The organism is Pseudomonas sp. CFBP 13711, from assembly GCF_014842265.1.
Taxonomy (GTDB): domain Bacteria; phylum Pseudomonadota; class Gammaproteobacteria; order Pseudomonadales; family Pseudomonadaceae; genus Aquipseudomonas.
Genome location: NZ_JACYVI010000001.1, coordinates 896,966 through 920,115, shown reverse-complemented (window position 1 = coordinate 920,115; position 23,150 = coordinate 896,966). Strand labels below are relative to the sequence as shown.

Sequence of the window (23,150 nt, the reverse complement as noted above, 5' to 3'; positions counted from 1 at the left end):
CGAGAATGACTATGGCCCTCGACATTCACGCCCACCGCATCCTGATCCTGGACTTCGGTTCCCAGTACACCCAGCTGATCGCCCGTCGCGTTCGCGAAATCGGCGTGTACTGCGAGCTGCACCCGTTCGACATGTCGGACGAAGCGATCCGCGAATTCGCCCCGAAAGGCATCATCCTCGCAGGCGGCCCCGAGTCCGTGCACGTTGCCGACAGCCCGCGCGCGCCCCAGGCCGTGTTCGACCTGAACGTGCCGATCTTCGGGATCTGTTACGGCATGCAGACCATGGCCGAGCAGCTCGGTGGCCGCGTGGCCGGTTCCGAATTGCGTGAATTCGGTTACGCCCGTGTCGACATCGTCGGCAAGAGCCGCGTGCTGGATGGCATCGAAGACCACGTCGACGCCGATGGCGTTTTCGGTCTCGACGTGTGGATGAGCCACGGCGACAAAGTCACGGAAATCCCTGAAGGCTTCCACGTACTGGCGAGCACCCCGAGCTGCCCGATCGCCGGGATGGCCGACGACACCCGCGGCTACTACGGCGTGCAGTTCCACCCGGAAGTGACCCACACCAAGCAGGGCGGTCGCATCCTGTCGCGCTTCATCCTCGACATCTGCGGCTGCGAAGCGCTGTGGACCCCGTCGAAGATCGCTGAAGACGCCATCGCCCAGGTTCGCGCCCAAGTCGGCACCGACAACGTACTGCTCGGCCTGTCCGGCGGTGTTGACTCCTCGGTGGTCGCAGCGCTGCTGCACAAAGCCATCGGCGACCAACTGACCTGCGTCTTCGTCGACAACGGCCTGCTGCGTCTGCACGAAGGCGAGCAAGTCATGGCCATGTTTGCCGAGAACATGGGCGTCAAGGTCATCCGCGCCAACGCTGAAGACCAGTTCCTCAACAACCTGGCCGGCGAAAGCGATCCAGAGAAGAAGCGCAAGATCATCGGGCGCACCTTCATCGACGTCTTCGACGCCGAGTCGACCAAGCTCGACAACATCAAGTACTTGGCTCAGGGCACCATCTACCCTGACGTGATCGAGTCCGCTGGCGCCAAAAGCGGCAAGGCCCACGTCATCAAGTCGCACCACAACGTGGGCGGCCTGCCGGAAGAGATGAACCTGAAACTGGTCGAGCCACTGCGCGAACTGTTCAAGGACGAAGTCCGTCGTTTGGGTCTCGAACTCGGCCTGCCGTACGACATGGTCTACCGCCACCCATTCCCGGGCCCGGGCCTGGGCGTTCGTATCCTCGGTGAAGTGAAGAAGGAATACGCCGACCTGTTGCGTCGCGCAGACCATATCTTCATTGAAGAACTGCGCAAAGCCGACTGGTACCACAAAGTCAGCCAGGCCTTCGTCGTGTTCCAGCCGGTGAAATCGGTTGGCGTGGTCGGCGACGGCCGTCGTTACGCCTGGGTCGTCGCCCTGCGTGCCGTCGAAACCATCGACTTCATGACCGCACGGTGGGCACACCTGCCTTACGAACTGCTGGAAACGGTGAGCGGCCGGATCATCAATGAGATCGAAGGCATTTCGCGCGTGACGTATGACGTGTCGAGCAAGCCGCCTGCGACGATTGAGTGGGAGTGATGGGGTGGCCGGGATTGTCCGGCACCCGATAGCAAGAAATGTCCTGAAGCCCGCGTAAACGCGGGCTTTTAGCTTTTTGGGTCTGGCAAGTTCTGGCAGCTTTGTGCATCGCGAAGCACGGTGTGAGCGGACACAAGAACGAAGTGGTGAGGCTGTTTTCGGAGTTACCGTTCGCTGCATCATTAGAGGGTATTGTCTGTTTTGGAAATTACAGTAACAACAGTTTCACTCGATGCATTAAACTTAAGCTATGAAATAAGTGAAACTTGATAGAGGTTCTGCTGCGATTTTGTTTTACGAAATGTTTAACTGTTCTATTTTTTTACTGAAAAATCTCAGGATGAATAACATTGCTGGCAGGGGCGAATTAATGGCTAAGAAAATCATACTCGTACATGGTTTAGGAGGAACTGCTGATGAAACCTGGGGAAGTTTTCCTGAGTTTCTTAGGCGAGATGCTGATTTGGACTTTGGCATTGTATTGTATGGTTATCAATCGCCGCATTTGCTGTTTCAGTTCTGGCAGCGAGCTCCCAGTCTTGCAAATATAGCGAACGGACTTCTTACTGATATCACTGCGCGGTGTGATTTAGACAAAGATGAAATCATATTGGCTGGTCATAGTCTGGGTGGTCTGGTTGTAAAGAAAATGCTTCTGATTATGAAGGATAAAAAAATCAATCATAAAATCAGAAAGGTCTGTTTCTTTGATGTGCCTCACGATGGATCTGCGTATGCAAACGTTGGAAAGTATCTGTCATTCAGAAATCGTCATCTAAAGAGTTTGTGTCGTGACTCAAGCGAGCTAGATGATTTGAACGACCAATGGGTTTATAGTGGTTATGATAATTTGCTTGATATCATAAGTATCATTGCTGCTAATGACGATATCGTAAGCTCCTCAAGTTCCAAAAGCATATTTAGGGCTGGGAAGGTCGAAACGGTTAATGATGTAGATCATCGGTCAATTGTGAAGCCTGATAGCATGGATTCAACTTCTTATATTGTTTTTAAGAGGTTTGTTTTGGAGAGGAGTACGGTAGCTCAATACAAAAATATTGCATCGCGAGATTTGAATGATTGGAAAAGTGTCGAACGGAATCACGGCTATAATTACGTAAGTGATGAGAAGCGCGCTAGCGATCTTTCCGCGTTGATTGCTGCGTTAGGGTTAAAAAGAGCTGTAATCAGGCTTACAGGAGCATCAGGTCTTGGAAAAACTCGCTTGTTGTTAGAGGCGATAGATAGCTCTAGTGGTATAGATGACCCATGCGTACTAGTGTTTGATGCGCCAGGGTATGAAACATCTATTAAAGAAAGTGTTCGCCGAATGGTCGAGGAAGGCACCTTTGGTCTTGTAATAGTGGAAAACTGCAGCGTTGAATTGCATGATTATTTAGGGAAAGAGGTTAACAAAGTTGATTGTCAATTGAAGCTGGTTACCGTTGGGTATTCAAATGATCAGGTTGACTCTATCCATATTCAATTATCCACTTTGTCCGATGCAGCGATAAAACAGGTTTTGACACCAATATTGGTGGGTATGAGCGAGGTTGACGTAGAGCGAGTCGCTAGATTCGCTCAGGGTTACCCGTTGATGGCTACACTTATTGCCGAGCAATATCAAAAGCAGGGCCGACTTTTAGGCTCGATAGAAAGTAACTCAGTTATCAGAAAATTAATCGACGGTGGCGGAGGGGTGTCGGATGTCGATAAGGAGTTACTATCTGCTTGTGCGTTATTCGATGTTTTTGGTACAGGCGAAGGGGTTGCAGGCGAAGAGGCAAGATTCATAGCAGAGGATGTCGCTGGGTCGAGTTTGAAAGTGTTTGATAGAACTTTGTCAATTTTTACGAGGAGGCAAATTATCAATCGAGCCGGCAGGTACGCAAGAGTAGTGCCTAAGCCTCTTGCTCTTACTCTGGCGGCAGAATGGTGGGATGAAACTTCGTATGATAGACAAAAGCAGCTAATTGATAATTTGCCAGACTCATTGATGCAGAGCTTTTGTACTCAAGCTGCATATTTGGATAGTCAGCCAAGCGTCCAAAGATTTTCTGATAAGTTGTTCGGGGGGAACAGTCCTTTTCTTCAAGCGGAAGTGCTGCTTACAGAGAGGGGTTCGAAACTCTTCCGCGCATTTGTTGAAGTGAATCCCGAGTCAACTAGTTATGCGTTGTATAAAGTTTTGGTCGGCATGAGTAGAGAGGAGCTTCAGGCGACTAGAGGAGATGCTCGAAGAAATTTTGTTTGGGCATTGGAGAAGTTATGCTTTCATTCAGAATACTTTGAAAAGTCCGCCTGGTGCATGCTGTTGCTCGCTTCGGCTGAGAATGAGACGTGGAGCAATAATGCAACAGGTATGTTTTCTCAGCTTTTTAGAGTTGAATTATCTGGAACTCAAGCGAGGCCAAGGATACGCTTTGATTTATTAAGGCGTGCCATAGCGTGTAACAAAGCAGAGATTGATATGGTGGTGGTTGAGGCATTAAATCAGGCGGTGAGTACATACGGGGGCACAAGAACTATAGGGGCTGAATACCAGGGGACCAAAGCACCGCTTGAGGAGTGGCGCCCAAAAATATGGCAAGAAATATTTGATTTTTGGCAAGAGGCATTTGATTTATTGTTGATAATGTTTGATCGCGCTGAGGAACAAAAAGAAAAAGTGCTTTCAACTGTCGGTCATTCGATTCGTGGTTTCGTAGCACGGAATCGGATTGAGATGTTGGATTCGGCAATCAGAAATATTATAACTCGAAACGGGCGGTATTGGCCTGCTGCTCTGGAAAGTATAAAAAATACGTTCGAGTATGATTCTGAAAATATGAGCAAGGAGTCTAGAGCGGCTCTGAATGATTGGTTGGAACTACTCAGTTCTACCGAAGCTGAACTTTCTGAAAAGTTGAAAATATTGGTAGTTAACCCTCCGTGGGAGCATAGGCGTGGGGAAGACGGTCAATATGTCGATATGGCATCTAAAAATGCCAAAGAGCTGGCTAAAAAACTTGCGTCAAATATTGATGAGCTTGTCCCTTATTTAAGTTTAATTTTACAAGGTGAGCAGAAACAAGCATTCTCATTCGGCTATCAGCTGGCACTTGAATTGGTAGAGATTGAGGCTGATGTAATTATAGATTTGTCGTTTCAGAAGTTGGCTTCCATAGATCGACCTAATCCGGCGTTTATTTATGGGTTGTATCGTGGGGTGTTTGATCGCTCCCCAGAGAAGTGGCAAGATAATATTGATAGGGTTCGTGAGGATGACGATTTAGTTTATTTGTACCCCGAGATTCTTCGCACTGGGAATATCAATAAGTATCATCTTGATGTGCTCGTTGAGTTGGTGGAAAACAATATCGTGTCGCCCGATAGTGTGAGCGCACTAAGTTATGGAAGCGTTACAGATGGGATTTCATCAGCTGATATTGCGGATTTTTGTTTGCGGCTGATGAAACTTGGGGAACGATCAAGTTGGCCTGCGCTTAACGTAATGTATATGTACTGCTTTGGTAATGATGGTGCTATTCAGACGCTGCGTGAACCACTCAAAAGAATGGTTACAGCTGTTCCACTTGACAAAGAGCAAAAAAGTACATCTATAGATGCTCATCATTGGAATGACCTAGCTCAGAAAATACTTAAAGAGCCGGATGAGGAGTTTGCGATTTCGCTGGCGAATCAGTTGATAGCTGCATGTAAACGTGGTTTCAATCATGGCGATATTTGGAATTACACCAAACCTTTATTGCTTGAATTGATGCGTGACTATGGCAATGTGCTGTGGCCAATTTTTGGAGAAGCCATTGTTCAGTCAAAAGGTATGGAGCGTTATTGGCTTCAACAGCTGTTAGATCGTGAAAATGGCTCAGCAGTTGTTATGCCAAGTGTTCTCTCAGTGGTTCCTGTGCAAGTCGTTATGAATTGGTGTTCTTTGCATCCAGATATTGGGCCTGCTTTTGTTGCTGGCTGTCTGAATGTGTTTGAGTCTACAGAGGGGAAATTTCGACCTGCCGAGCTGTTTCTAGCGCTGCTTGAGCGGTTCGGCGAGAATCAAGATGTAGGAAACACGCTTAGAGCGAACATGGTGTCCCGTTCTTGGTCTGGCTCGCTCGTTCCTTATTTGGAGTCTGACAAACGCGCTTTGAGTCCGTTGCTTGAACACCCAGTCGGCAATGTTAGAGTTTGGGTGAGAAGTTATATTTCTTATTTGGATCGGAAGATTGAGGATGAGTTAGATCGGGATGATGAAGTTAATATTGGTCGTTTTTAGCCGGGTTGATATTTTCGCTTTAGCGAAGCTCATCATAAAAGGTAAGTAAATGAAAAGTTTTACTTGCATTAAATGCAGGAATAAATGACGGATTTTTAGCTGGCTTTACAGTTACCACTGCGCATGGGGTGGAGGGGCAAGATTCGCTTTAGGCTAGTTGATGTTTATAACAACTAGCAGCTTTGAGTCCTAACTGTGTGAAAATTTAAGCAGCGGCTGAGGATTACGGGCAGGAAAATGATAACCGAAGTCGCGGGCCTAGACATCCATTACCTCACCCTGTAAGCGCCCTCAAATGGGAGGATAACGCCAGATGAAAACCCGACCGCACGACGAGGGAATGGACGAGCATTTCAGCATAGATGGGGAAATATGCGCTGATCTGCTGATTGAGGTACGCCGTAACGGTGAAGTGGCCGAGCTGGCCATTCTATTGCGCCAGTTGGCTAAGGCGTTTGGGCAGGATGAAGGGTGGAGTCTGCCAGATGCAGAACACAAGCTATTGTCTGCATAACAAAAAATGGCACATTTCATGGTATTTATGCCCTTATTTATCATAAGGCAATGATATTCATGGATATTTTAAAGCTATTTACAATCGAGTGGGAATGATGGGGTGGCCGGCATTGTCCGGCACCCGATAGCAAGAAATGTCCTGAAGCCCGCGTAAAAGCGGGCTTTTTTCTTTTAGAAAGCCGGTCAAAATTTGGCAGGGGAATGTATCGCCAAGCACCGTGGCGATGTGGCATGTTACCCGCCTCGGCTGAGTGATCACCTGATCACGCGAATCGGCAATTGCAAAAACGACAGGGTTTGTCTTCGTCAGGCATGCGTAACGCGAGTGTTCTACGATGCAATCAGTTCGACGTTTGATGATTTTGATGTCTGTGCTGTTTCTCTGTGCTGGTCAGGCGTACGCCGATACGGCGGTGCGCGAAGAGCAGTTGATGTTGCCTATCAAAGTCGGTTCGCATGTCGAGAAACTCGAAGCCTTGATCGTCCTTCCTGCGCACGCTGGCAAGTTTCCCATCGCGCTAATCGTCAACGGCTCTGCAGGAGACTCTCCTTCCTCAGTTCGTGCCGATTGGCTTTCCCACATCGCACACGATTTTGCACACCGAGGCTGGCTTGCCGCTTCAGTGGTGTGGCCGGGCTATGGGCGTTCTACGGGGCGTTTTATCGAAGGCGGGGGAGATTGCGCCCACCCGACAGTCGCCAGGTTTCTCGATGTCCATGGCAAGGAGCTTGGCGCTGCACTGACCGCTCTTCGCAAGCGTCCGGACGTGGACCCGTCCACGGCGTTGGGGGTCGGTGTTTCGATAGGCGGCGCTGCGATGATGGACCTGGCGGCTCAACCGGGGCGGCCATTGTCAGCGGTGATCAGTCTCTCTGGCGGCGTTTATCACTACACCGACGTAGATTCCCCCGAGGAGTGCCCATTATTTCAAGCGGACCTCGTACGAAATTTCACCCGATTCGGTAAAGACAATCCGACACCGACGCTCTGGATGTACGCGGCAAACGATCCCTATTTTGGCCCGGACCTTGTCGCGCAGATGTTAGCGGGTTATCGCTCCCAAGGTGGTAATGCTGAGTATGTGGCGCTGCCGCCCGTCGGGACCAATGGGCATACCCTTTACATGCAAACGGCCAATATTCTGCTGAAACCTCACATCGAAGCATTTTTGAAACACAACCATCTTCCCGCCATGGACGACAGCGCGTTGATGCCGCTCCTTTCAAAACTTGGGCCGAAAGACCGTGCGAATGCCGAGGCCTACGTTGAAAGTGTCACCGAGAAAGCCATGGCCGTCTCCAAAACCGGCACCGGCCTTTTCTGGCAGTTCGGAACGCGTTCGCTCAAGAAGGCGGAACAGCTCGCGCTCGGCACGTGCCGCGAAACGACGGGTCAGACCTGTCACCTCATTGCGGAAAATACGACGTTGTTAAAAGGCTGGCAGGACAACCTGCCGCTGACGCGGCAATGAGATGCTCTGTACAACCCCGCTTGGGTGTCGCGTCGTGAGCATTGTCGAGACCGCGCTCCTCCCAAAAAGCTGAGTGAAGCCGCAAGGCCTCACTCGGTTTTTTCACACATGAAGCCTCAACGCACCCACGTCATCCCCATCAGCTCCAGCGCCGACGTCAAATCCCCCAACGTATCAAACCGACGTCCGCTCACTCGCTGCCACTTCGGCCGGTCGATAAAGACGCGCTTGCCCTCCCTTTTGATCTCGGTACGAACCGCCAAGCCTTCATTGCTGCGGTGAACGAGGGTCAACTGACCGTCACTGTCATCGAGGGTGAACATGCCCGCTCGAAGCAGCTTGTTCTCCAGGCTGAGCTCAATCCGGGGCGCGGCGACCAGAACCTGCAGACGCAGATCACTCTGCACTCGTCCCGCACGACGGCCCACCGTGTCGGTCGTTTCAATACCGGGGTCTGACGTTATTCCCGCTGACTCTGCCAAACGAACGTCCTCAATGCGCAGCCCTACAACCCCTTCCAGTTCCGCGATACCGGGAACACCCTGGTACGTATTGGCGTGGGAGTTACCCACAAGTGCCACCCAGTTGCCGTCGCTTCTCGCCCCTTGGTCCGCGTCGATGACGCCTTTGGCGTAGTAGTTCATCACCTTCTGCCGCAGCGTTTGCTCCGCACCTTCCATGCCGTCGACGCGGTAGCTCGCCATGCAGTCGATTGCCCGAATGCGCACGCGGTTTTCTTGCGCGGATTTGAGCACGGCCATGAATGTGTACTTTCCGGTTGGGTCAGTTCGATGGCCTTTGTCCAGCGTCTTGATGTACTCCTCGAGCTGAGACGACAAAGTGCCGGTTCTCGAAAAAGCATCCAGATCAGCCTGATGGAAGTCGGTGAGCATGTGCTCCATGTAGAGGGTTTTCACCTTGAGCTTGGCGAGTAACGGCATCTGTTCAATGAGAAATTGCTTGCTGCCGATCCCGGCATGACTCTCGCCGATGACCAGGCCCGATGAGCGTTTGAATAGGCTCTTGAGAGCACTTTTGAGCGGCGCGTTGGCAGGCAGCTCGGGAATCTCTGGACGCTTTGGCAGTTCCAGCGTGTTGAAGAATGTGTTGGCGTCGTCTCGCAGATTGCGACGGATTCGCTTGAACTCGTCGTAGGGGTCGGGCTTGTCGAAATCGGGACTGCGATAGCGATCGTCGACAAAGCGACCGCCATACTGCGCGCCATCCATGACCTCCGATTTCAGCGCGTCGGGGATTTCGTATGGGCTGGGAAGGGTGGTCGTCTGCGGAGAAACGCCGACACCACGACCGGGCCACATCCTGCCGAGCACCTTCCCGCCGCCTGACAGACCCAAGGGTGTGACGGGCTCCCATGCCCCGGCAGCGTTAAGGCTCACAGGCATGTTTCGGTAAAACGAGAAAGGATTTTCCGGATCAATGATGGCCCAGGATTTGAGCTCGTTGATGTAGCGAACGGCGTAGGCGAAGCCATCGACCTCGATAAACGTCTCGCCCTGATCAGTCAGGCAGATGCCTTTCATACGGCCTTCTTCGCGTATGGGTTCGAAGGCATCCAGCAGCATGTTGGTCTCGAAGGAGGCCAGCCCATCGTTGCGTTCAAAGGGGTAAACGGATTCTGGTTCGAAGCCCGGCGTGTCAACGAATACATCAATAGGCTCATCGACTTCGGGTACTGGTTCCCCCTCGGGTTCAGGCCGCAGCAACTCGCCTTCCGATATCGCTTCCCCGCCGACGAGAAAGGTGCTGTTAAACAGGACGTCGATGCTGGCCGCCACAGCGCCGATAACCCCCGCCTTGCGTTGCGCCGTGCTTGCGCCGTTCAGGGCCTGATCGATATTCAGGCCCATGTCGGCGATGCCCGCGCCGACGGCTGCCAGCGCAATCGGCCAGTCAATCGCTGCCAGCGCACCGGAAAGCTGAGAGAACGACCGCAGATAACCAATCCACATCTGTTTGCGCAGATCGCCGTTGGAGTGCAGCGCCAGGTCTGCGTCGGCCAACATCCGCGTGCGGGTCGAGTCGCGCAGATGGCTGAACGGGTCACCCGACACAGGTTTGCTGTGCTGATTGATCACGCCGGGATGCGCCGCGCCCCATGTGGTGTAAAGAACGTCCAGGCCGTGAAACAACCCGATGTTGTCGTCAGCCTCGCCGTGGGCGGACAGCGGGAAATGGCCCATGAAACGCGCGCGCCGCTCGGTGCGGTTGTTTTGCGACAGCAGCCACCAGTGCAATTCCTCCGGTGTCGCGAAGGCATGAAACGCCTGCACTTCGCCGGGGGTGTAGAGAATCTGTCGGCCGCCGGCGGTCACGACGCGCAAGATGTCGCTGGCCTCGTAGCCGATCACGTCAAAGGTCCAGACACTCGCTTCGGCGCTGGCCGGAGCGCTGGCTTGAAGGGTTTCCAGGCTTGGTGACTCGGGCGGTTCTACGTTCGCCGCGCGTAGGACGCTTCGCAGGTCCTCTTCGGTGAGCCATCCCGCTTGATGGTCTTCAAGGGCGCTGGCGATAAAGTTGGCCTTCGCCATGGTGCGGAAGTGATCGGCGAAGTCGCGCCAGAACGCCTTCAGCTTCTCGTGATAGCGGGATTTGAAATCCACTGACCAAAACTCACCCATGACCTGAGCGGGCAACATCCTGACCTCGTTTCGCTCATCGAAGGCGTCCGCATCGGCGTCTGCGGTGTAGAACCCGCTAAGCATCTGCAGGGTGTCGGCGTTATCCTGATCGTGGGGGGTGAAACGGTGCATGACCAATTGCGGAAGGCTCATCGACTGATAGGGCGCATCGCGGTGCTGCCAGCCATTGAATGATCGCGGACTGCTAACCGCCGTGTGGAAGCGGTGCCAGTAAACCGTGTCGGGTTCGGCGTCGTGACCGATCTGACGCAGGAGGATTTCCCGGGCGATGCTGCGGGCCATTTCACGCATGTCCGGGCAGGCCTCGACCAGACGCTCACTTATTCTGATGAGGGCGGTTCGATCCTGGTCCAGGGTTGCAGAGGACAGGTGATTAACTGCGGTGGTCATATTCGTCTTCCTTGATGAACGGGAAGACAAGCTTGGCGGGATTGCCGACTCATTTGGCACTAAATATGTATTGCGTACGCGGTCTCCTTAAATTTCTGTAAGTGCAGGTGTATCGTGTCCGCCCCTCGTATCGTTCAAGGATGCGACCCGTCGTTTGAGGTTTTTTCGTACATGTCTTTTACCCGTCGACAGATACTCGGAGGTCTGGCCGGTCTTGCCGTGGTCGGGCTTGGCGCGGGCGGTGCCTCAAGGTATTGGCTGGGCAAGCGCGGGCCGGGCGAAGGGCACGATTACGAGCTGATCGCCGCGCCGCTGGACGTCGAACTTGTGGCCGGGCATCAGACGCCCGCCTGGGCATTCGGCGGTTCGGCGCCGGGCACTGAACTGCGTGTCAGGCAGGGCGAATGGCTGAGGGTACGTTTCATCAATCACCTGCCCGTTGAAACCACCATCCATTGGCATGGTATTCGGCTGCCTCTGGAGATGGACGGCGTGCCGTACGTCTCGCAATTGCCGGTCAAGCCGGGCGAGTACTTCGACTATAAATTCCGCGTGCCGGACGCTGGCAGCTATTGGTATCACCCCCACGTCAGCAGCAGCGAGGAGCTCGGGCGCGGGCTGGTCGGGCCGCTGATCGTCGAGGAGCGCGAGCCCACCGGGTTTGCCCACGAACGCGTGGTCAGCCTGAAGAGCTGGCACGTGGACGAGGAGGGCGCTTTCACCGACTTCAGCGTCATTCGCGAGGCCGCACGCGAGGGCACGGCGGGGCGATTGTCGACGATCAATGGCGTGCCAAAAGGCGTCGTCGAGCTACCTGCCGGGCAAATCACTCGGGTGCGCATTCTCAACCTGGACAACACGGTGACCTATCGCCTGAACCTGCCGGGCGCCGAGGCGATGATCTACGCCCTGGACGGCAACCCGGTCAAACCGCGCCCGCTGGGCAAGGATTACTGGCTGGGGCCGGGCATGCGCATCTGTCTGGCGATCAAGGCGCCTGCCGTCGGTGAAGAGATATCCCTGCGCAACGGCCCCGTACGGCTGGGCACCTTTCGCTCGGTCCCCAACAACGATGCGCCGGGCGAATGGCCGCCTGAGCTGCCAGCGAATCCGGTCGCCGAGCCTGATCTGGCCGCTGCCGAGAAGCTCAATTTCAATTTCGAGTGGGTCGGTTCGGTGTCGGTGAATGTCGACAACGGCAAACCGCCCAGCTTGTGGCAGATCAATGGCCAGGCCTGGGACATCACCGACAAGACCTGCGCCGACCGGCCGATCGCCAGGCTAGAACGAGGCAAGAGTTACATCTTCGAGCTGAAGAACATGACGCAATATCAGCACCCCATTCACTTGCACGGCATGAGCTTCAAAGTCATCGCCTCCAATCGCAAGGACGTGATTCCGTACTTCACCGACACCTACCTGCTGGGGCGCAATGAGCGCGCGCGCGTCGCTTTGGTGGCGGATAATCCCGGCGTGTGGATGTTTCACTGCCATGTGATCGATCACATGGAAACCGGTCTCATGGCCGCTATCGAGGTCTCCTGATGCGTCAGCCGCCTATCATTGATCGCAGCCGCGATCAGCACTTCATGCGTGAAGCCCTGGCGCTGGCAGCGGAGGGTGCGTTGCTGGGCGAGGTGCCGGTCGGCGCGGTGGTGGTGCAGGACGGTGAAATCGTCGGCCGCGGTTTCAACTGCCCCATCAGCGGCAGCGACCCCAGCGCCCACGCCGAGATGGTCGCCATTCGCGCAGCGGCGCAGTCACTCAGCAATTACCGCCTGCCGGGCAGCACGCTGTACGTGACCTTGGAACCCTGCAGCATGTGCGCCGGTTTGATCGTCCACTCGCGCATCACCCGCGTGGTGTATGGCGCGACTGAGCCGAAAGCGGGGGTAGTGCAGAGTCAGGGGCAGTTCTTCATGCAGCCGTTCCTCAATCATCGCGTGCTGTTTGAAGGCGGGGTGCTGGGGGAGGAGTGCGGGACGATGCTGAGCGAGTTTTTCAGGATGAGGCGGGCGAAGGGGTAGCTGGAGCTGGGTTTGCTGTCAGGCCGTGTGAGTGAAATCACTACACCTCCAGCGCCTCGGAATCAGTCTTCGTGAGCAAGCTCACTCCCACAAGTCCTGTGTTTTTGAGGCCATCCCGGACAGTTTCTGACACTGACTAAAGCGGCGCTTTCTCTTCCGACGGCTTGGTCTTGTCCACCCCGGGTACATGCAGCGAGCCTTCCGCGACCTGGCCGCCTTCCATCTGTGGCTGCGTCACCCACGTCAGGATGTCGTAATAACGGCGGATGTTAGCGACGAAACTGACCGGTTCGCCCCCCCGGGCATAGCCGTAGCGGGTCTTGCTGTACCACTTCTTCTGCGACAGACGCGGCAGCATCTTCTTTACGTCCAGCCACTTGTTCGGGTTCAGGCCTTCGCTTTCCGCCAGCTTGCGCGCGTCGTCCAGATGGCCTGTGCCAATGTTGTAGGACGCCAGCGCCAGCCAGGTGCGATCGGGCTCCTGAATCGAGTCGTCGAGCTGTTCTTTGACGTAGGCAAAATACTTGGCGCCGCCCTGAATACTCTGTTTGGCGTCGAGCCGATTGGACACGCCCATGGCCTGGGCCGTGCTCTGGGTCAGCATCATCAAGCCGCGCACGCCGGTCTTCGACGTCACGCCCGGCTGCCACAAGGATTCCTGATAACCGATTGCCGCCAGCAAACGCCAGTCGACCTGTTCAGCCTTGGCGGCGGTCTGGAAGTGCTTTTCGTACTTGGGCAGGCGTTCCTGCAAGTGCTGGGCGAAGGTGTAGGCGCCAACGTAACCGAGCACGTCGACATGCCCGTAATAGCGGTCTTTGAGCCGCTGCAGCATGCCGTTTTTCTGCATTTTGTCGAGATAGGCGTTGATCTCATTGAGCAGGCTGTTGTCATCGCCTAACGCCACTGCCCAACGCTGATCGCGGCCATCGCCGAGGTCGAAGCCCACGCGAACGTTGGGGAAATACACCTGATTCATCGCCAATTCGTTGGAGTCCACCAGGGTCAGGTCGATCTGGCCCTCGTCCACCATACGCAACAGGTCGACGACTTCGACCTGATCGGACTCTTCGTAGTTGATGCCGGGGTACTTGACCTTCAGCGCTGCCAGTTGCTCGGCGTGGCTGCTGCCTTTAAGCACGAGGATGCGCTTGCCGACCAGATCGCCCGGATCGGTGGGGCGCGACTGGCCGTTGCGGTAAACGACCTGAGGGGTGACTTCAAGATAGGAGTGGGAAAAACGTACCTGCTTCGCGCGGTTTTCGCTGCTGACCAGACCCGCTGCCGCCAGCACCGGCCCGCCGGGTTTGCCCATCTGATCGAACAGGTCGTCGAGGTTGTCGGCGGCTTCGATTTTCAGTTCAACGCCCAGATCGTCGGCGAAGCGCTTCACCAGTTCGTACTCGAAACCGGTTTCACCGTTGCAGTCCTGAAAATAGGTCGCCGGGCTGTTGCGGGTGACGACGCGCAGAACGCCATCCTCCTTGACTCGTTCCAGCGTGTTGGGTTTCTCCACACACGCGCCGAGCAGCAGGAAGATTCCGGTTGCGATGAGCCACTTGGCACAGCGTGGGCGGAAATCTGATTGTGAAAACATCGGTGCAGTATACGCAAAGCAGCCATACCGCCATATCTCGACAGCGCGGGTCGCGTCTGATAGAGCAGAGGATTTTTTACCTTCCGGCGCAGGCAAGCGCCCGGAGCCGACATTCGGGTGCATCCCATGCCGTGGTTTCGGGTGCCGACGGTGAGCGATTAGGCTAGAATGCACGGCCTCAAAGCACACCCCCTTCCCGAGGCTGTCCCGACGATGTTGATCCTGCGTGGTGCTCCCGCCCTTTCCGCCTTCCGCCACAAGAAATTACTTGCGCAGCTGAACGATAAAGTTCCGGCTGTCAGTGGCCTGTACGCTGAATTCGCCCACTTCGCTGAGGTCAATGGCGTCCTGACCGAAGACGAGCAGCAAGTGCTTGCCCGCCTGCTGAAATACGGTCCGAGCGTACCGGTGCAGGAGCCTGCGGGCCGCCTGTTCCTGGTCCTCCCGCGTTTCGGCACCATTTCGCCATGGTCGAGCAAGGCCACCGACATCGCGCGCAATTGCAGCCTGACCAAGATCCAGCGTCTTGAGCGCGGTATTGCCTTTTATGTAGAGGGTCAGTTCAGCGACGCCGACGCACAGCTGATCGCCGACGCGCTGCACGACCGCATGACCCAGATCGTACTGGGCGCGCTGGAAGAGGCCGCCAGCCTGTTCAGCCACGCCGAGCCCAAGCCGCTGATCGCCATCGACGTACTGGGTGGCGGCCGCGCGGCGCTGGAAAAAGCCAACGTCGAACTCGGCCTGGCCCTCGCCGAAGACGAAATCGATTATCTGGTGAACGCGTTCACCGGCCTCAAGCGCAACCCCCACGACATCGAACTGATGATGTTCGCGCAGGCGAACTCCGAGCACTGCCGTCACAAGATCTTCAACGCCAGTTGGGACATCGACGGCCAGAGCCAGGAAAAAAGCCTGTTCGGCATGATCAAGAACACCTATCAGATGCACAACGAAGGCGTGCTGTCCGCTTACAAGGACAACGCTTCGGTGATCGTCGGCAGCGTGGCCGGCCGCTTTTTCCCGAATCCTGAAAGCCGCGAGTACGGTGCGGTTCAGGAGCCGGTGCACATTCTGATGAAGGTCGAAACCCACAACCACCCGACGGCGATTGCTCCGTTTCCGGGCGCAGCCACTGGTTCCGGCGGCGAGATCCGCGACGAGGGCGCAACCGGTCGTGGTGCCAAGCCGAAAGCCGGCCTGACCGGTTTCACGGTGTCCAACCTGAACATTCCGGGTTTCGAGCAGCCTTGGGAAAAGCCGTACGGCAAGCCCGAGCGCATCGTGACGCCGCTGGACATCATGATCGAAGGTCCGCTGGGTGGCGCGGCGTTCAACAATGAGTTCGGTCGTCCGGCCCTGACCGGTTATTTCCGTACCTTCGAGCAGTCGATCAGCACGCCACACGGCGATGAAGTTCGCGGCTACCACAAGCCAATCATGCTCGCAGGCGGCATGGGCAACATTCGCGAAGGGCACGTGCAGAAAGCCGAAATCACCGTCGGCGCCAAGCTGATCGTGCTCGGCGGCCCGGCGATGCTGATCGGTCTGGGTGGCGGCGCAGCTTCCTCCATGGCTACCGGCACCAGCTCGGCTGACCTGGACTTCGCCTCGGTACAGCGTGAAAACCCGGAAATGGAACGCCGTTGTCAGGAGGTCATCGACCGCTGCTGGCAGCTGGGTGAGGCCAACCCGATCGCGTTCATCCATGACGTCGGCGCGGGCGGTCTGTCCAACGCCTTCCCGGAACTGGTCAACGACGGCGGCCGCGGCGGCCGCTTCGAGCTGCGCAACGTGCCGAACGACGAGCCAGGCATGGCGCCGCTGGAAATCTGGAGCAACGAGTCCCAGGAACGTTATGTTCTGGCGGTCAGCGCCCCTGATTTCGAACGCTTCAAAGCCATCTGTGAACGTGAGCGTTGCCCGTTTGCGTTGGTAGGCGAGGCGACTGAAGAGCCGCAACTGACCGTCACCGACAGCCACTTCGGCAACAACCCTGTCGACATGCCGCTGGAAGTGCTGCTGGGCAAGGCCCCGCGCATGCACCGTTCGGCCGAGCGTGAAACCGAGCTGGGCGACGACTTCGACCCAAGCTCCCTCGACATCGAAGAAAGCGTGCAGCGCGTGTTGCATCATCCGGCCGTGGCGAGCAAGAGCTTCCTTATTACCATTGGCGACCGCAGCATCACCGGTATGGTCAATCGCGACCAGATGGTCGGCCCGTGGCAAGTGCCCGTGGCGGACGTCGCCGTCACCGCAACCAGCTTTGACGTGTACACCGGCGAAGCCATGGCGATGGGCGAGCGCACCCCGCTGGCCTTGCTGGATGCTCCGGCGTCCGGTCGCATGGCGATTGGCGAGACCCTGACCAACATCGCGGCGTCGAGCATCGGCAAGATCTCCGACATCAAGCTGTCCGCCAACTGGATGTCCGCCGCTGGCCACCCGGGCGAAGACGCGCGTCTGTACGACACCGTGAAAGCGGTCGGCATGGAGCTGTGCCCCGAGCTGGGCATTACCATTCCGGTGGGCAAGGATTCGATGTCCATGAAGACCCGCTGGAGCGACGAAGGCACCGAAAAAACCGTGACCTCGCCGCTGTCGCTGATCGTTACCGGTTTCGCACCGGTCACCGACATCCGCAAGACCCTGACCCCGCAACTGCGCATGGACAAGGGCCTGACCGATCTGATCCTGATCGACCTCGGTCGTGGCCAGAACCGTATGGGCGCGTCGATTCTCGCCCAGACCCACGGCAAGCTCGGCAGCGTCGCGCCGGACGTCGATGACGCCGAAGACCTCAAAGCTTTCTTTGCCGTCATTCAGGGCCTCAACGCCGACGGCCACCTGCTGGCCTATCACGACCGTTCCGACGGTGGCTTGATGGCGACCGTGCTGGAAATGGCGTTCGCAGGCCATTGTGGCCTGAATCTTGAACTCGACACGCTGACCGGCAAGCGCGAAAAAGTCGCGGCCATTCTGTTCAACGAAGAGCTGGGCGCAGTGATCCAGGTTCGCCAGGACGCCACGCCGCTCGTGCTCGCACAGTTCAGCGCTGCCGGCCTGGGCGAAGATTGCGTCGCCGTGATCGGCAAGCCGATCAACAACAGTGACGTGATCATCAGCCTGAGCGGCGACACCGTGTTCAAAGGTGATCGCCGCCTGCTGCAGCGCCAGTGGAGCGAAACCAGCTATCAGATCCAGCGCCTGCGTGATAACGCCGATTGCGCCGATCAGGAATTCGATGCGCTGCTGGAAGAAGACAACCCGGGCCTGAACGTCAAGCTGGGCTATGACGTCAACGACGACATCGCTGCGCCTTACATCAAGAAGGGCGTTCGCCCACAAGTGGCAGTGCTGCGTGAGCAGGGCGTTAACGGTCAGGTTGAAATGGCGGCTGCCTTCGACCGCGCCGGTTTCGCCTCGGTCGACGTGCACATGAGCGACATCCTCGCCGGTCGCGTCGACCTCAATGACTTCAAAGGTTTGGTGGCGTGCGGTGGTTTCTCCTACGGCGACGTACTGGGTGCCGGCGAAGGCTGGGCCAAGTCCGCGCTGTTCAACAGCCGTGCACGGGATGCGTTCCAGGGCTTCTTCGCCCGCAGCGACAGCTTCGCGCTGGGTGTCTGCAACGGTTGCCAGATGATGTCCAACCTCAGCGAACTGATCCCGGGCAGCGAGTTCTGGCCGCACTTCGTGCGCAACCGCTCGGAGCAGTTCGAAGCGCGCGTGGCGATGGTCGAAATCCAGAAGTCGGCGTCGATCTTCCTGCAAGGCATGGCCGGCTCGCACATGCCGATCGCCATCGCGCACGGTGAGGGTCACGCCGAGTTCAAGACTCCTGAAGCGCTGATTGAAACCGATCTGTCCGGCACCGTTGCCGTGCGTTTCGTCGACAATCACGGCAAGGTCACTGAAACCTATCCCGCCAACCCGAATGGCTCGCCCCGTGGTATCGCGGGTCTGACCACGCTCGACGGTCGCGTCACCATCATGATGCCGCACCCTGAGCGTGTGTTCCGCGCCGTGACCAACTCGTGGCGTCCGGATGAGTGGGCTGAAGATGGCGCGTGGATGCGCATGTTCCGTAACGCGCGCGTCTGGGTTAACTGACCGCTGATGTACAAGCTGGCCTTCTTTGTGCCACCGAGCCATGTGGAGCAGGTCAAAAGCGCGTTGTTCGCCGCCGGTGCGGGGCGAATCGGCGCGTATGACTGCTGCTCATGGCAGGTGCTCGGGCAAGGCCAGTTTCGCCCGCTGGACGGCAGTCAGCCGTTCATCGGGCAAGCCGGCGAGGTCGAGCAGGTTCAGGAATGGAAGGTCGAGCTTGTCGTGTCAGATGAGCTGATCGGGCAGGCGGTTGCTGCGTTGAAGGCCATTCATCCTTACGAAGTACCGGCTTATGACGTGTGGAAACTGGAAGATACCTAGCTTTCCCCGCAGCCTTGCTTTAGACAGATGCTTTCTGCATGACCCCCGCAGATACTTACGGCCTGATCTCGATCATCGTGCCGTCTTTCACCAGATCCCACACTTCACGAATATCGCTGTTGCGCATCGCGATGCAGCCGTTCGTCCAGTCGAGCGTGTGGAAATACCACTCCGGGTAATCGTCATTGATCGGCGTACCGTGGATCATGATCATGCTGCCGGGCTTCACGCCTTCGCGACGGGCGCGTGCGGCATCGGAAATGTTGGGGTAGGAAATGTGCATCGACAGGTTGTAGGCGTCGCTGGTCTTGCGCCAGTCGAGCCAGTAGAAACCTTCCGGTGTGCGCTGGTCTCCCTCTTGCAGTTTCGGTCCGATGGGCGCTTTGCCCAGTGAGATTCGATAGGTCTTCAGCGCCTCGCCACGGCTGATCAGCTGCAGCTGATGCGCGGATTTGAGCACCAGCACCTTATCGATGGTCCGGTCCGCGATGTTCTGGGTGTCGACAACCTTACCGCCGACGAACTTCTGTTCGCTGCCTTTGGGCACGATGGTCTGAGTGAACGCAGCCTGGGACATCGGCACAACCGACAGGCATAAAACGGCAAGCAACCAACGCATGAAAAGGGTATCCCTGAAGCCTGCGCGGCAATCGCGCGCCGTCGTCTTGATCAAGTGGTTTTATGAGGAGGTGTGACGGACAGGCAATCGGTGTGCACCTGGAAATCCTGCTGCCGCCGGTCGCGGAAAAAGCATTCTAGGGTACGTCTGACGGTCTGGAAAGCCAGCTCCGACCACGGGATATCGGCTTCGTCGAACAACTTCACTTCCAGGCTTTCGATGCCGGCCGCGAACTCCGGTCTGACCAGGTTCGAGCGGTAGAAGATGTGCACCTGGTTGATGTGCGGCACATCGATCATTGAATACAGCTGCAGGTCCTCGACCTCCGCGCAGGCTTCTTCAAGTGTCTCGCGGCGCGCGGCCTGCTCGACACTTTCGCCGTTTTCCATGAAACCGGCGGGTAACGTCCAGTAACCCAGTCGTGGTTCGATGGCGCGACGGCACAGCAACACTTTCTCGCCCCACACCGGCACGACGCCGGCCACGATGTTGGGGTTCTGGTAGTGAATGGTGTCGCAATGTTCACACACGTAACGCGGGCGGCTGTCGCCCTCGGGGATACGCTGGATGACCTGTTCGCCGCAGTTGCTGCAGAATTTCATGATCGAATCGGGTTCCTGTTGGCAGCGGCTATCTTGAGCTGTAGCGCGGGTGGACGGCAAGAGGCGTCTTGCGCGGGCGGGTTGTCCTACAAGACTTGGGCGCATCTTCGCTTTGGTGCATGATGCCGGGCAGGCAACCGATCGAGAATTCCCATGCTGGATGAGCTACTTCACCGTATGAGCAGCCACACGCCGGTGATGCTGGAAACGGACGCGCGCTTTCCCGAGGCCGCCGTGCTTCTGCCCATCACTCGCAGCGCAGAGCCCGAACTGGTGCTGACCCTGCGCGCCAGCGGCCTGTCGACCCACGGCGGCGAAGTGGCCTTTCCGGGCGGACGGCGTGACCCGGAGGATCCGGACCTGATCTTCACCGCACTGCGCGAAGCCCAAGAGGAGATCGGTTTGCCACCTGGCTTGGTGGAAGTGATCGGCCCGCTGAGTCCGTTGATCTCCAAGCACGGCATCAAAGTGACGCCCTACGTCGGCGTTATTCCCGACTTCGTTGAATACACCCCTAATGATGGCGAGATCGCGGCGGTCTTCAGCGTGCCGCTGGATTTCTTCCGCCAGGATGCGCGCGAACACACCCATCGCATCGACTATCAAGGGCGCAGCTGGTACGTGCCGAGTTACCGCTTCGGCGAGTACAAGATCTGGGGCCTGACCGCGATCATGATCGTCGAGCTGATGAACTTGTTGTTCGACAGCGGCATCGACCTCAACGAACCGCCCAAACGATCAATCATCCACACGCTGAAATCCTGAGCCACGGCCGCGCCGAGCGATGAGAACCGAGCGATGAGAACCGAGCCATGAGAACCGAGCCATGAGGAGCAGACCATGAAATACCGCCTGGGCGATGCCCGCGTCGACGCGCACGCCAGCAGCTGGATCGCGCCGACAGCCACTGTCATCGGCAATGTGCGCTTGCAGGCCAACGCCAGCGTCTGGTTCGGCGCCGTGCTGCGCGGTGACAACGAGCTGATCGACATCGGCGAGAACAGTAACGTGCAGGACGGCACGGTCATGCACACCGACATGGGCTCGCCGCTGACCATCGGCCGCAACGTGACCATCGGCCACAACGCGATGCTGCATGGTTGCAGCGTGGGTGACAGCACGCTCATCGGCATTAACTCGGTCATCCTCAACGGCGCGAAGATTGGCAAACACTGCATCATCGGCGCGAATTCACTGATCGGCGAAGGCAAAGTCATTCCTGACGGTTCACTGGTCATGGGCTCGCCGGGCAAGATCGTCCGCGAGCTGACTGACGCACAGAAGCAGATGCTCGACGCCAGCGCCGCCCACTACGTCCACAACGCCCAGCGCTACGCGCGTGACCTGGCCCCGCAGGAAGATTGATGTCCAGCGCCGAACCCCCCATCCATGCAGCACCCGTCGATGAACAGCCGATCCATGAAAAGCCGGTCCGCTCGCCCTGTGTGAGCATTTGCGCACTGGACGACGCCGACATCTGCACCGGTTGCCAGCGCACCGTGGCCGAGATCACCGGCTGGAGCCGAATGGACAACCAGGCGCGCCGTGCCGTGTTGGTCGCCTGCGATGAGCGGGCGAGGGCGAGCGGGATGATGTTTCAGGTGAGTGGCAACAGCCCTCGACGTTGAATCAACCCTGCGCCGCTGCATCCCATTCCCCGGCCTTCATGGTAAATTGCGCGCCTTTCTACCTGCGGTTGCTTGCACACGGCGAGCAACCCTCGACCTGCTCCACGAGGACCTGAGATGACTCAAATCGGAACTCCACTGTCGCCGACCGCGACCCGCGTTTTGCTCTGCGGTTGCGGCGAGCTTGGCAAGGAAGTGGTGATCGAGCTGCAACGCCTGGGCGTTGAAGTGATCGCCGTCGACCGTTACGCCAACGCTCCGGCGATGCAGGTCGCGCACCGCAGCCACGTGATCAATATGCTCGACGGCGCCGCCTTGCGTGCGGTCATCGAATCCGAGAAGCCCCATTACATCGTCCCGGAAATCGAAGCCATCGCCACCGCGACCCTGGTGGAGCTGGAGTCCGAAGGCTTCACGGTCATTCCGACGGCCCGCGCTGCGCAGCTGACCATGAACCGCGAAGGTATTCGTCGTCTGGCCGCTGAAGAGCTGGACCTGCCGACCTCGCCGTATCACTTCGCCGACACCTTCGAAGACTACAAAAAAGCCGTCGAAGACCTGGGCTTCCCGTGCGTGGTCAAGCCGGTGATGAGTTCGTCGGGCAAAGGCCAGAGCCTGCTGAAAACCGACGCTGACATCCAGAAGGCCTGGGACTACGCCCAAGAAGGCGGTCGTGCCGGCAAAGGCCGGGTGATCATCGAAGGCTTCATTGATTTCGATTACGAAATCACTTTGCTGACCGTGCGTCACGTCGGCGGCACCACCTTCTGCGCGCCGGTCGGGCATCGTCAGGAGAAGGGCGACTATCAGGAATCGTGGCAGCCCCAGGCCATGAGCCCGGTCGCATTGGCCGAGTCCGAGCGCGTCGCCAAAGCGGTAACCGAAGCGCTGGGTGGCCGTGGCCTGTTTGGCGTCGAGCTGTTCATCAAAGGCGATCAGGTCTGGTTCAGCGAAGTCTCGCCGCGTCCCCACGACACCGGTCTGGTCACGCTGATTTCCCAGGACCTGTCGCAGTTCGCGCTGCACGCCCGGGCCATTCTCGGTCTGCCGATCCCGCTGATTCGCCAGTTCGGGCCATCGGCGTCGGCGGTGATTCTGGTCGAAGGTCAATCGACCCAGACGGCGTTCGCCAACCTGGAACAAGCCCTGAGCGAACCGGACACCGCGCTGCGCCTGTTCGGCAAGCCCGAGGTCAATGGTCAGCGCCGCATGGGCGTGGCTCTGGCCCGTGACGAGTCGATCGAAGCGGCCCGTCGCAAGGCCACTCGCGCTTCGATGGCGGTGAAGGTCCAGTTGTAAGCTTTACGCTGAATAGAAACGGCGCCCTCAGGGGCGCCGTTTTTGTT

Annotated in this window: 16 protein-coding genes; 12 read left to right on the top strand and 4 right to left on the bottom strand. The window is 57.3% G+C overall.

The window, feature by feature from the left end; genetic code table 11:
* Positions 1-11 precede the first annotated feature (11 nt).
* The 4 genes from guaA to IFT47_RS04145 all read left to right on the top strand — a co-directional run bounded on the left by guaA (position 12) and on the right by IFT47_RS04145 (position 7,850).
* Positions 12-1,589, top strand: a complete 1,578-nt coding sequence (gene guaA / locus IFT47_RS04160; RefSeq protein WP_122535040.1) for a glutamine-hydrolyzing GMP synthase — start codon at positions 12-14, stop codon at positions 1,587-1,589.
* Positions 1,590-1,848: 259 nt separating this feature from the next.
* Positions 1,849-5,862 (top strand): hypothetical protein, encoded by a 4,014-nt coding sequence (locus IFT47_RS04155; RefSeq protein ID WP_192170753.1) that lies wholly within the window; start codon positions 1,849-1,851, stop codon positions 5,860-5,862.
* 313 nt (positions 5,863-6,175) lie between these two features.
* Positions 6,176-6,376 (top strand): transcriptional regulator, encoded by a 201-nt coding sequence (locus IFT47_RS04150; protein WP_192170754.1) that lies wholly within the window; start codon positions 6,176-6,178, stop codon positions 6,374-6,376.
* 337 nt (positions 6,377-6,713) lie between these two features.
* Positions 6,714-7,850 carry an alpha/beta hydrolase family protein gene (locus tag IFT47_RS04145; RefSeq protein WP_192170755.1) on the top strand — a complete coding sequence of 379 codons (1,137 nt, stop codon included), beginning with the start codon at positions 6,714-6,716 and terminating at the stop codon, positions 7,848-7,850.
* Between the two features lie 116 nt (positions 7,851-7,966).
* On the opposite strand, the gene IFT47_RS04140 is transcribed toward IFT47_RS04145, so the two are convergent.
* The gene (locus IFT47_RS04140) at positions 7,967-10,900 is read right to left on the bottom strand and encodes a membrane-targeted effector domain-containing toxin (RefSeq protein WP_192170756.1); all 2,934 of its coding nucleotides are present in this window, start codon (positions 10,898-10,900) and stop codon (positions 7,967-7,969) included.
* A 171-nt stretch (positions 10,901-11,071) separates the two neighbouring features.
* Here IFT47_RS04140 and IFT47_RS04135 point away from each other — a divergent pair, with 171 nt between their 5' ends.
* Both IFT47_RS04135 and tadA read left to right on the top strand, forming a co-directional pair.
* A complete protein-coding gene (locus IFT47_RS04135; RefSeq protein ID WP_192170757.1) occupies positions 11,072-12,445 on the top strand; it encodes a multicopper oxidase family protein in 1,374 nt (457 codons plus the stop codon).
* Positions 12,445-12,927 carry a tRNA adenosine(34) deaminase TadA gene (tadA, locus tag IFT47_RS04130; RefSeq protein ID WP_192170758.1) on the top strand — a complete coding sequence of 161 codons (483 nt, stop codon included), beginning with the start codon at positions 12,445-12,447 and terminating at the stop codon, positions 12,925-12,927. Before IFT47_RS04135 ends, tadA begins: the two co-directional genes overlap by 1 nt.
* A gap of 136 nt (positions 12,928-13,063) precedes the next feature.
* Here tadA and mltF read toward each other — a convergent pair whose 3' ends face one another.
* Positions 13,064-14,524: a membrane-bound lytic murein transglycosylase MltF gene (gene mltF, locus IFT47_RS04125; RefSeq protein WP_197983489.1), complete on the bottom strand. Its 1,461-nt coding sequence runs from the start codon at positions 14,522-14,524 to the stop codon at positions 13,064-13,066.
* A 213-nt stretch (positions 14,525-14,737) separates the two neighbouring features.
* Between mltF and purL the strand changes: the two genes are divergently transcribed.
* Positions 14,738-18,637, top strand: a complete 3,900-nt coding sequence (gene purL, locus IFT47_RS04120) for a phosphoribosylformylglycinamidine synthase (protein WP_192170760.1) — start codon at positions 14,738-14,740, stop codon at positions 18,635-18,637.
* A gap of 6 nt (positions 18,638-18,643) precedes the next feature.
* On the top strand, positions 18,644-18,955 hold the full coding sequence (locus IFT47_RS04115; RefSeq protein ID WP_192170761.1) for a Nif3-like dinuclear metal center hexameric protein: 312 nt from the start codon (positions 18,644-18,646) through the stop codon (positions 18,953-18,955).
* Positions 18,956-19,010: 55 nt separating this feature from the next.
* On the opposite strand, the gene IFT47_RS04110 is transcribed toward IFT47_RS04115, so the two are convergent.
* Both IFT47_RS04110 and IFT47_RS04105 read right to left on the bottom strand, forming a co-directional pair.
* Complete coding sequence (locus IFT47_RS04110) at positions 19,011-19,574, bottom strand: L,D-transpeptidase family protein (RefSeq protein ID WP_192170762.1); 564 nt, start codon at positions 19,572-19,574, stop codon at positions 19,011-19,013.
* A 50-nt stretch (positions 19,575-19,624) separates the two neighbouring features.
* A complete protein-coding gene (locus IFT47_RS04105; RefSeq protein WP_192170763.1) occupies positions 19,625-20,176 on the bottom strand; it encodes an NUDIX hydrolase in 552 nt (183 codons plus the stop codon).
* Between the two features lie 153 nt (positions 20,177-20,329).
* Between IFT47_RS04105 and IFT47_RS04100 the strand changes: the two genes are divergently transcribed.
* The 4 genes from IFT47_RS04100 (at position 20,330) to purT (ending at position 23,103) form a co-directional block, all read left to right on the top strand.
* Positions 20,330-20,941 (top strand): CoA pyrophosphatase, encoded by a 612-nt coding sequence (locus IFT47_RS04100; RefSeq protein WP_192170764.1) that lies wholly within the window; start codon positions 20,330-20,332, stop codon positions 20,939-20,941.
* A 75-nt stretch (positions 20,942-21,016) separates the two neighbouring features.
* A complete protein-coding gene (locus tag IFT47_RS04095; protein ID WP_192170765.1) occupies positions 21,017-21,541 on the top strand; it encodes a gamma carbonic anhydrase family protein in 525 nt (174 codons plus the stop codon).
* Positions 21,541-21,804, top strand: coding sequence for a DUF1289 domain-containing protein (locus tag IFT47_RS04090; RefSeq protein WP_192170766.1), 264 nt, complete (start codon positions 21,541-21,543; stop codon positions 21,802-21,804). The genes IFT47_RS04095 and IFT47_RS04090 overlap by 1 nt, the downstream gene beginning before the upstream one ends.
* A gap of 117 nt (positions 21,805-21,921) precedes the next feature.
* The gene (gene purT, locus IFT47_RS04085; protein WP_172610874.1) at positions 21,922-23,103 is read left to right on the top strand and encodes a formate-dependent phosphoribosylglycinamide formyltransferase; all 1,182 of its coding nucleotides are present in this window, start codon (positions 21,922-21,924) and stop codon (positions 23,101-23,103) included.
* Positions 23,104-23,150 lie beyond the last annotated feature (47 nt).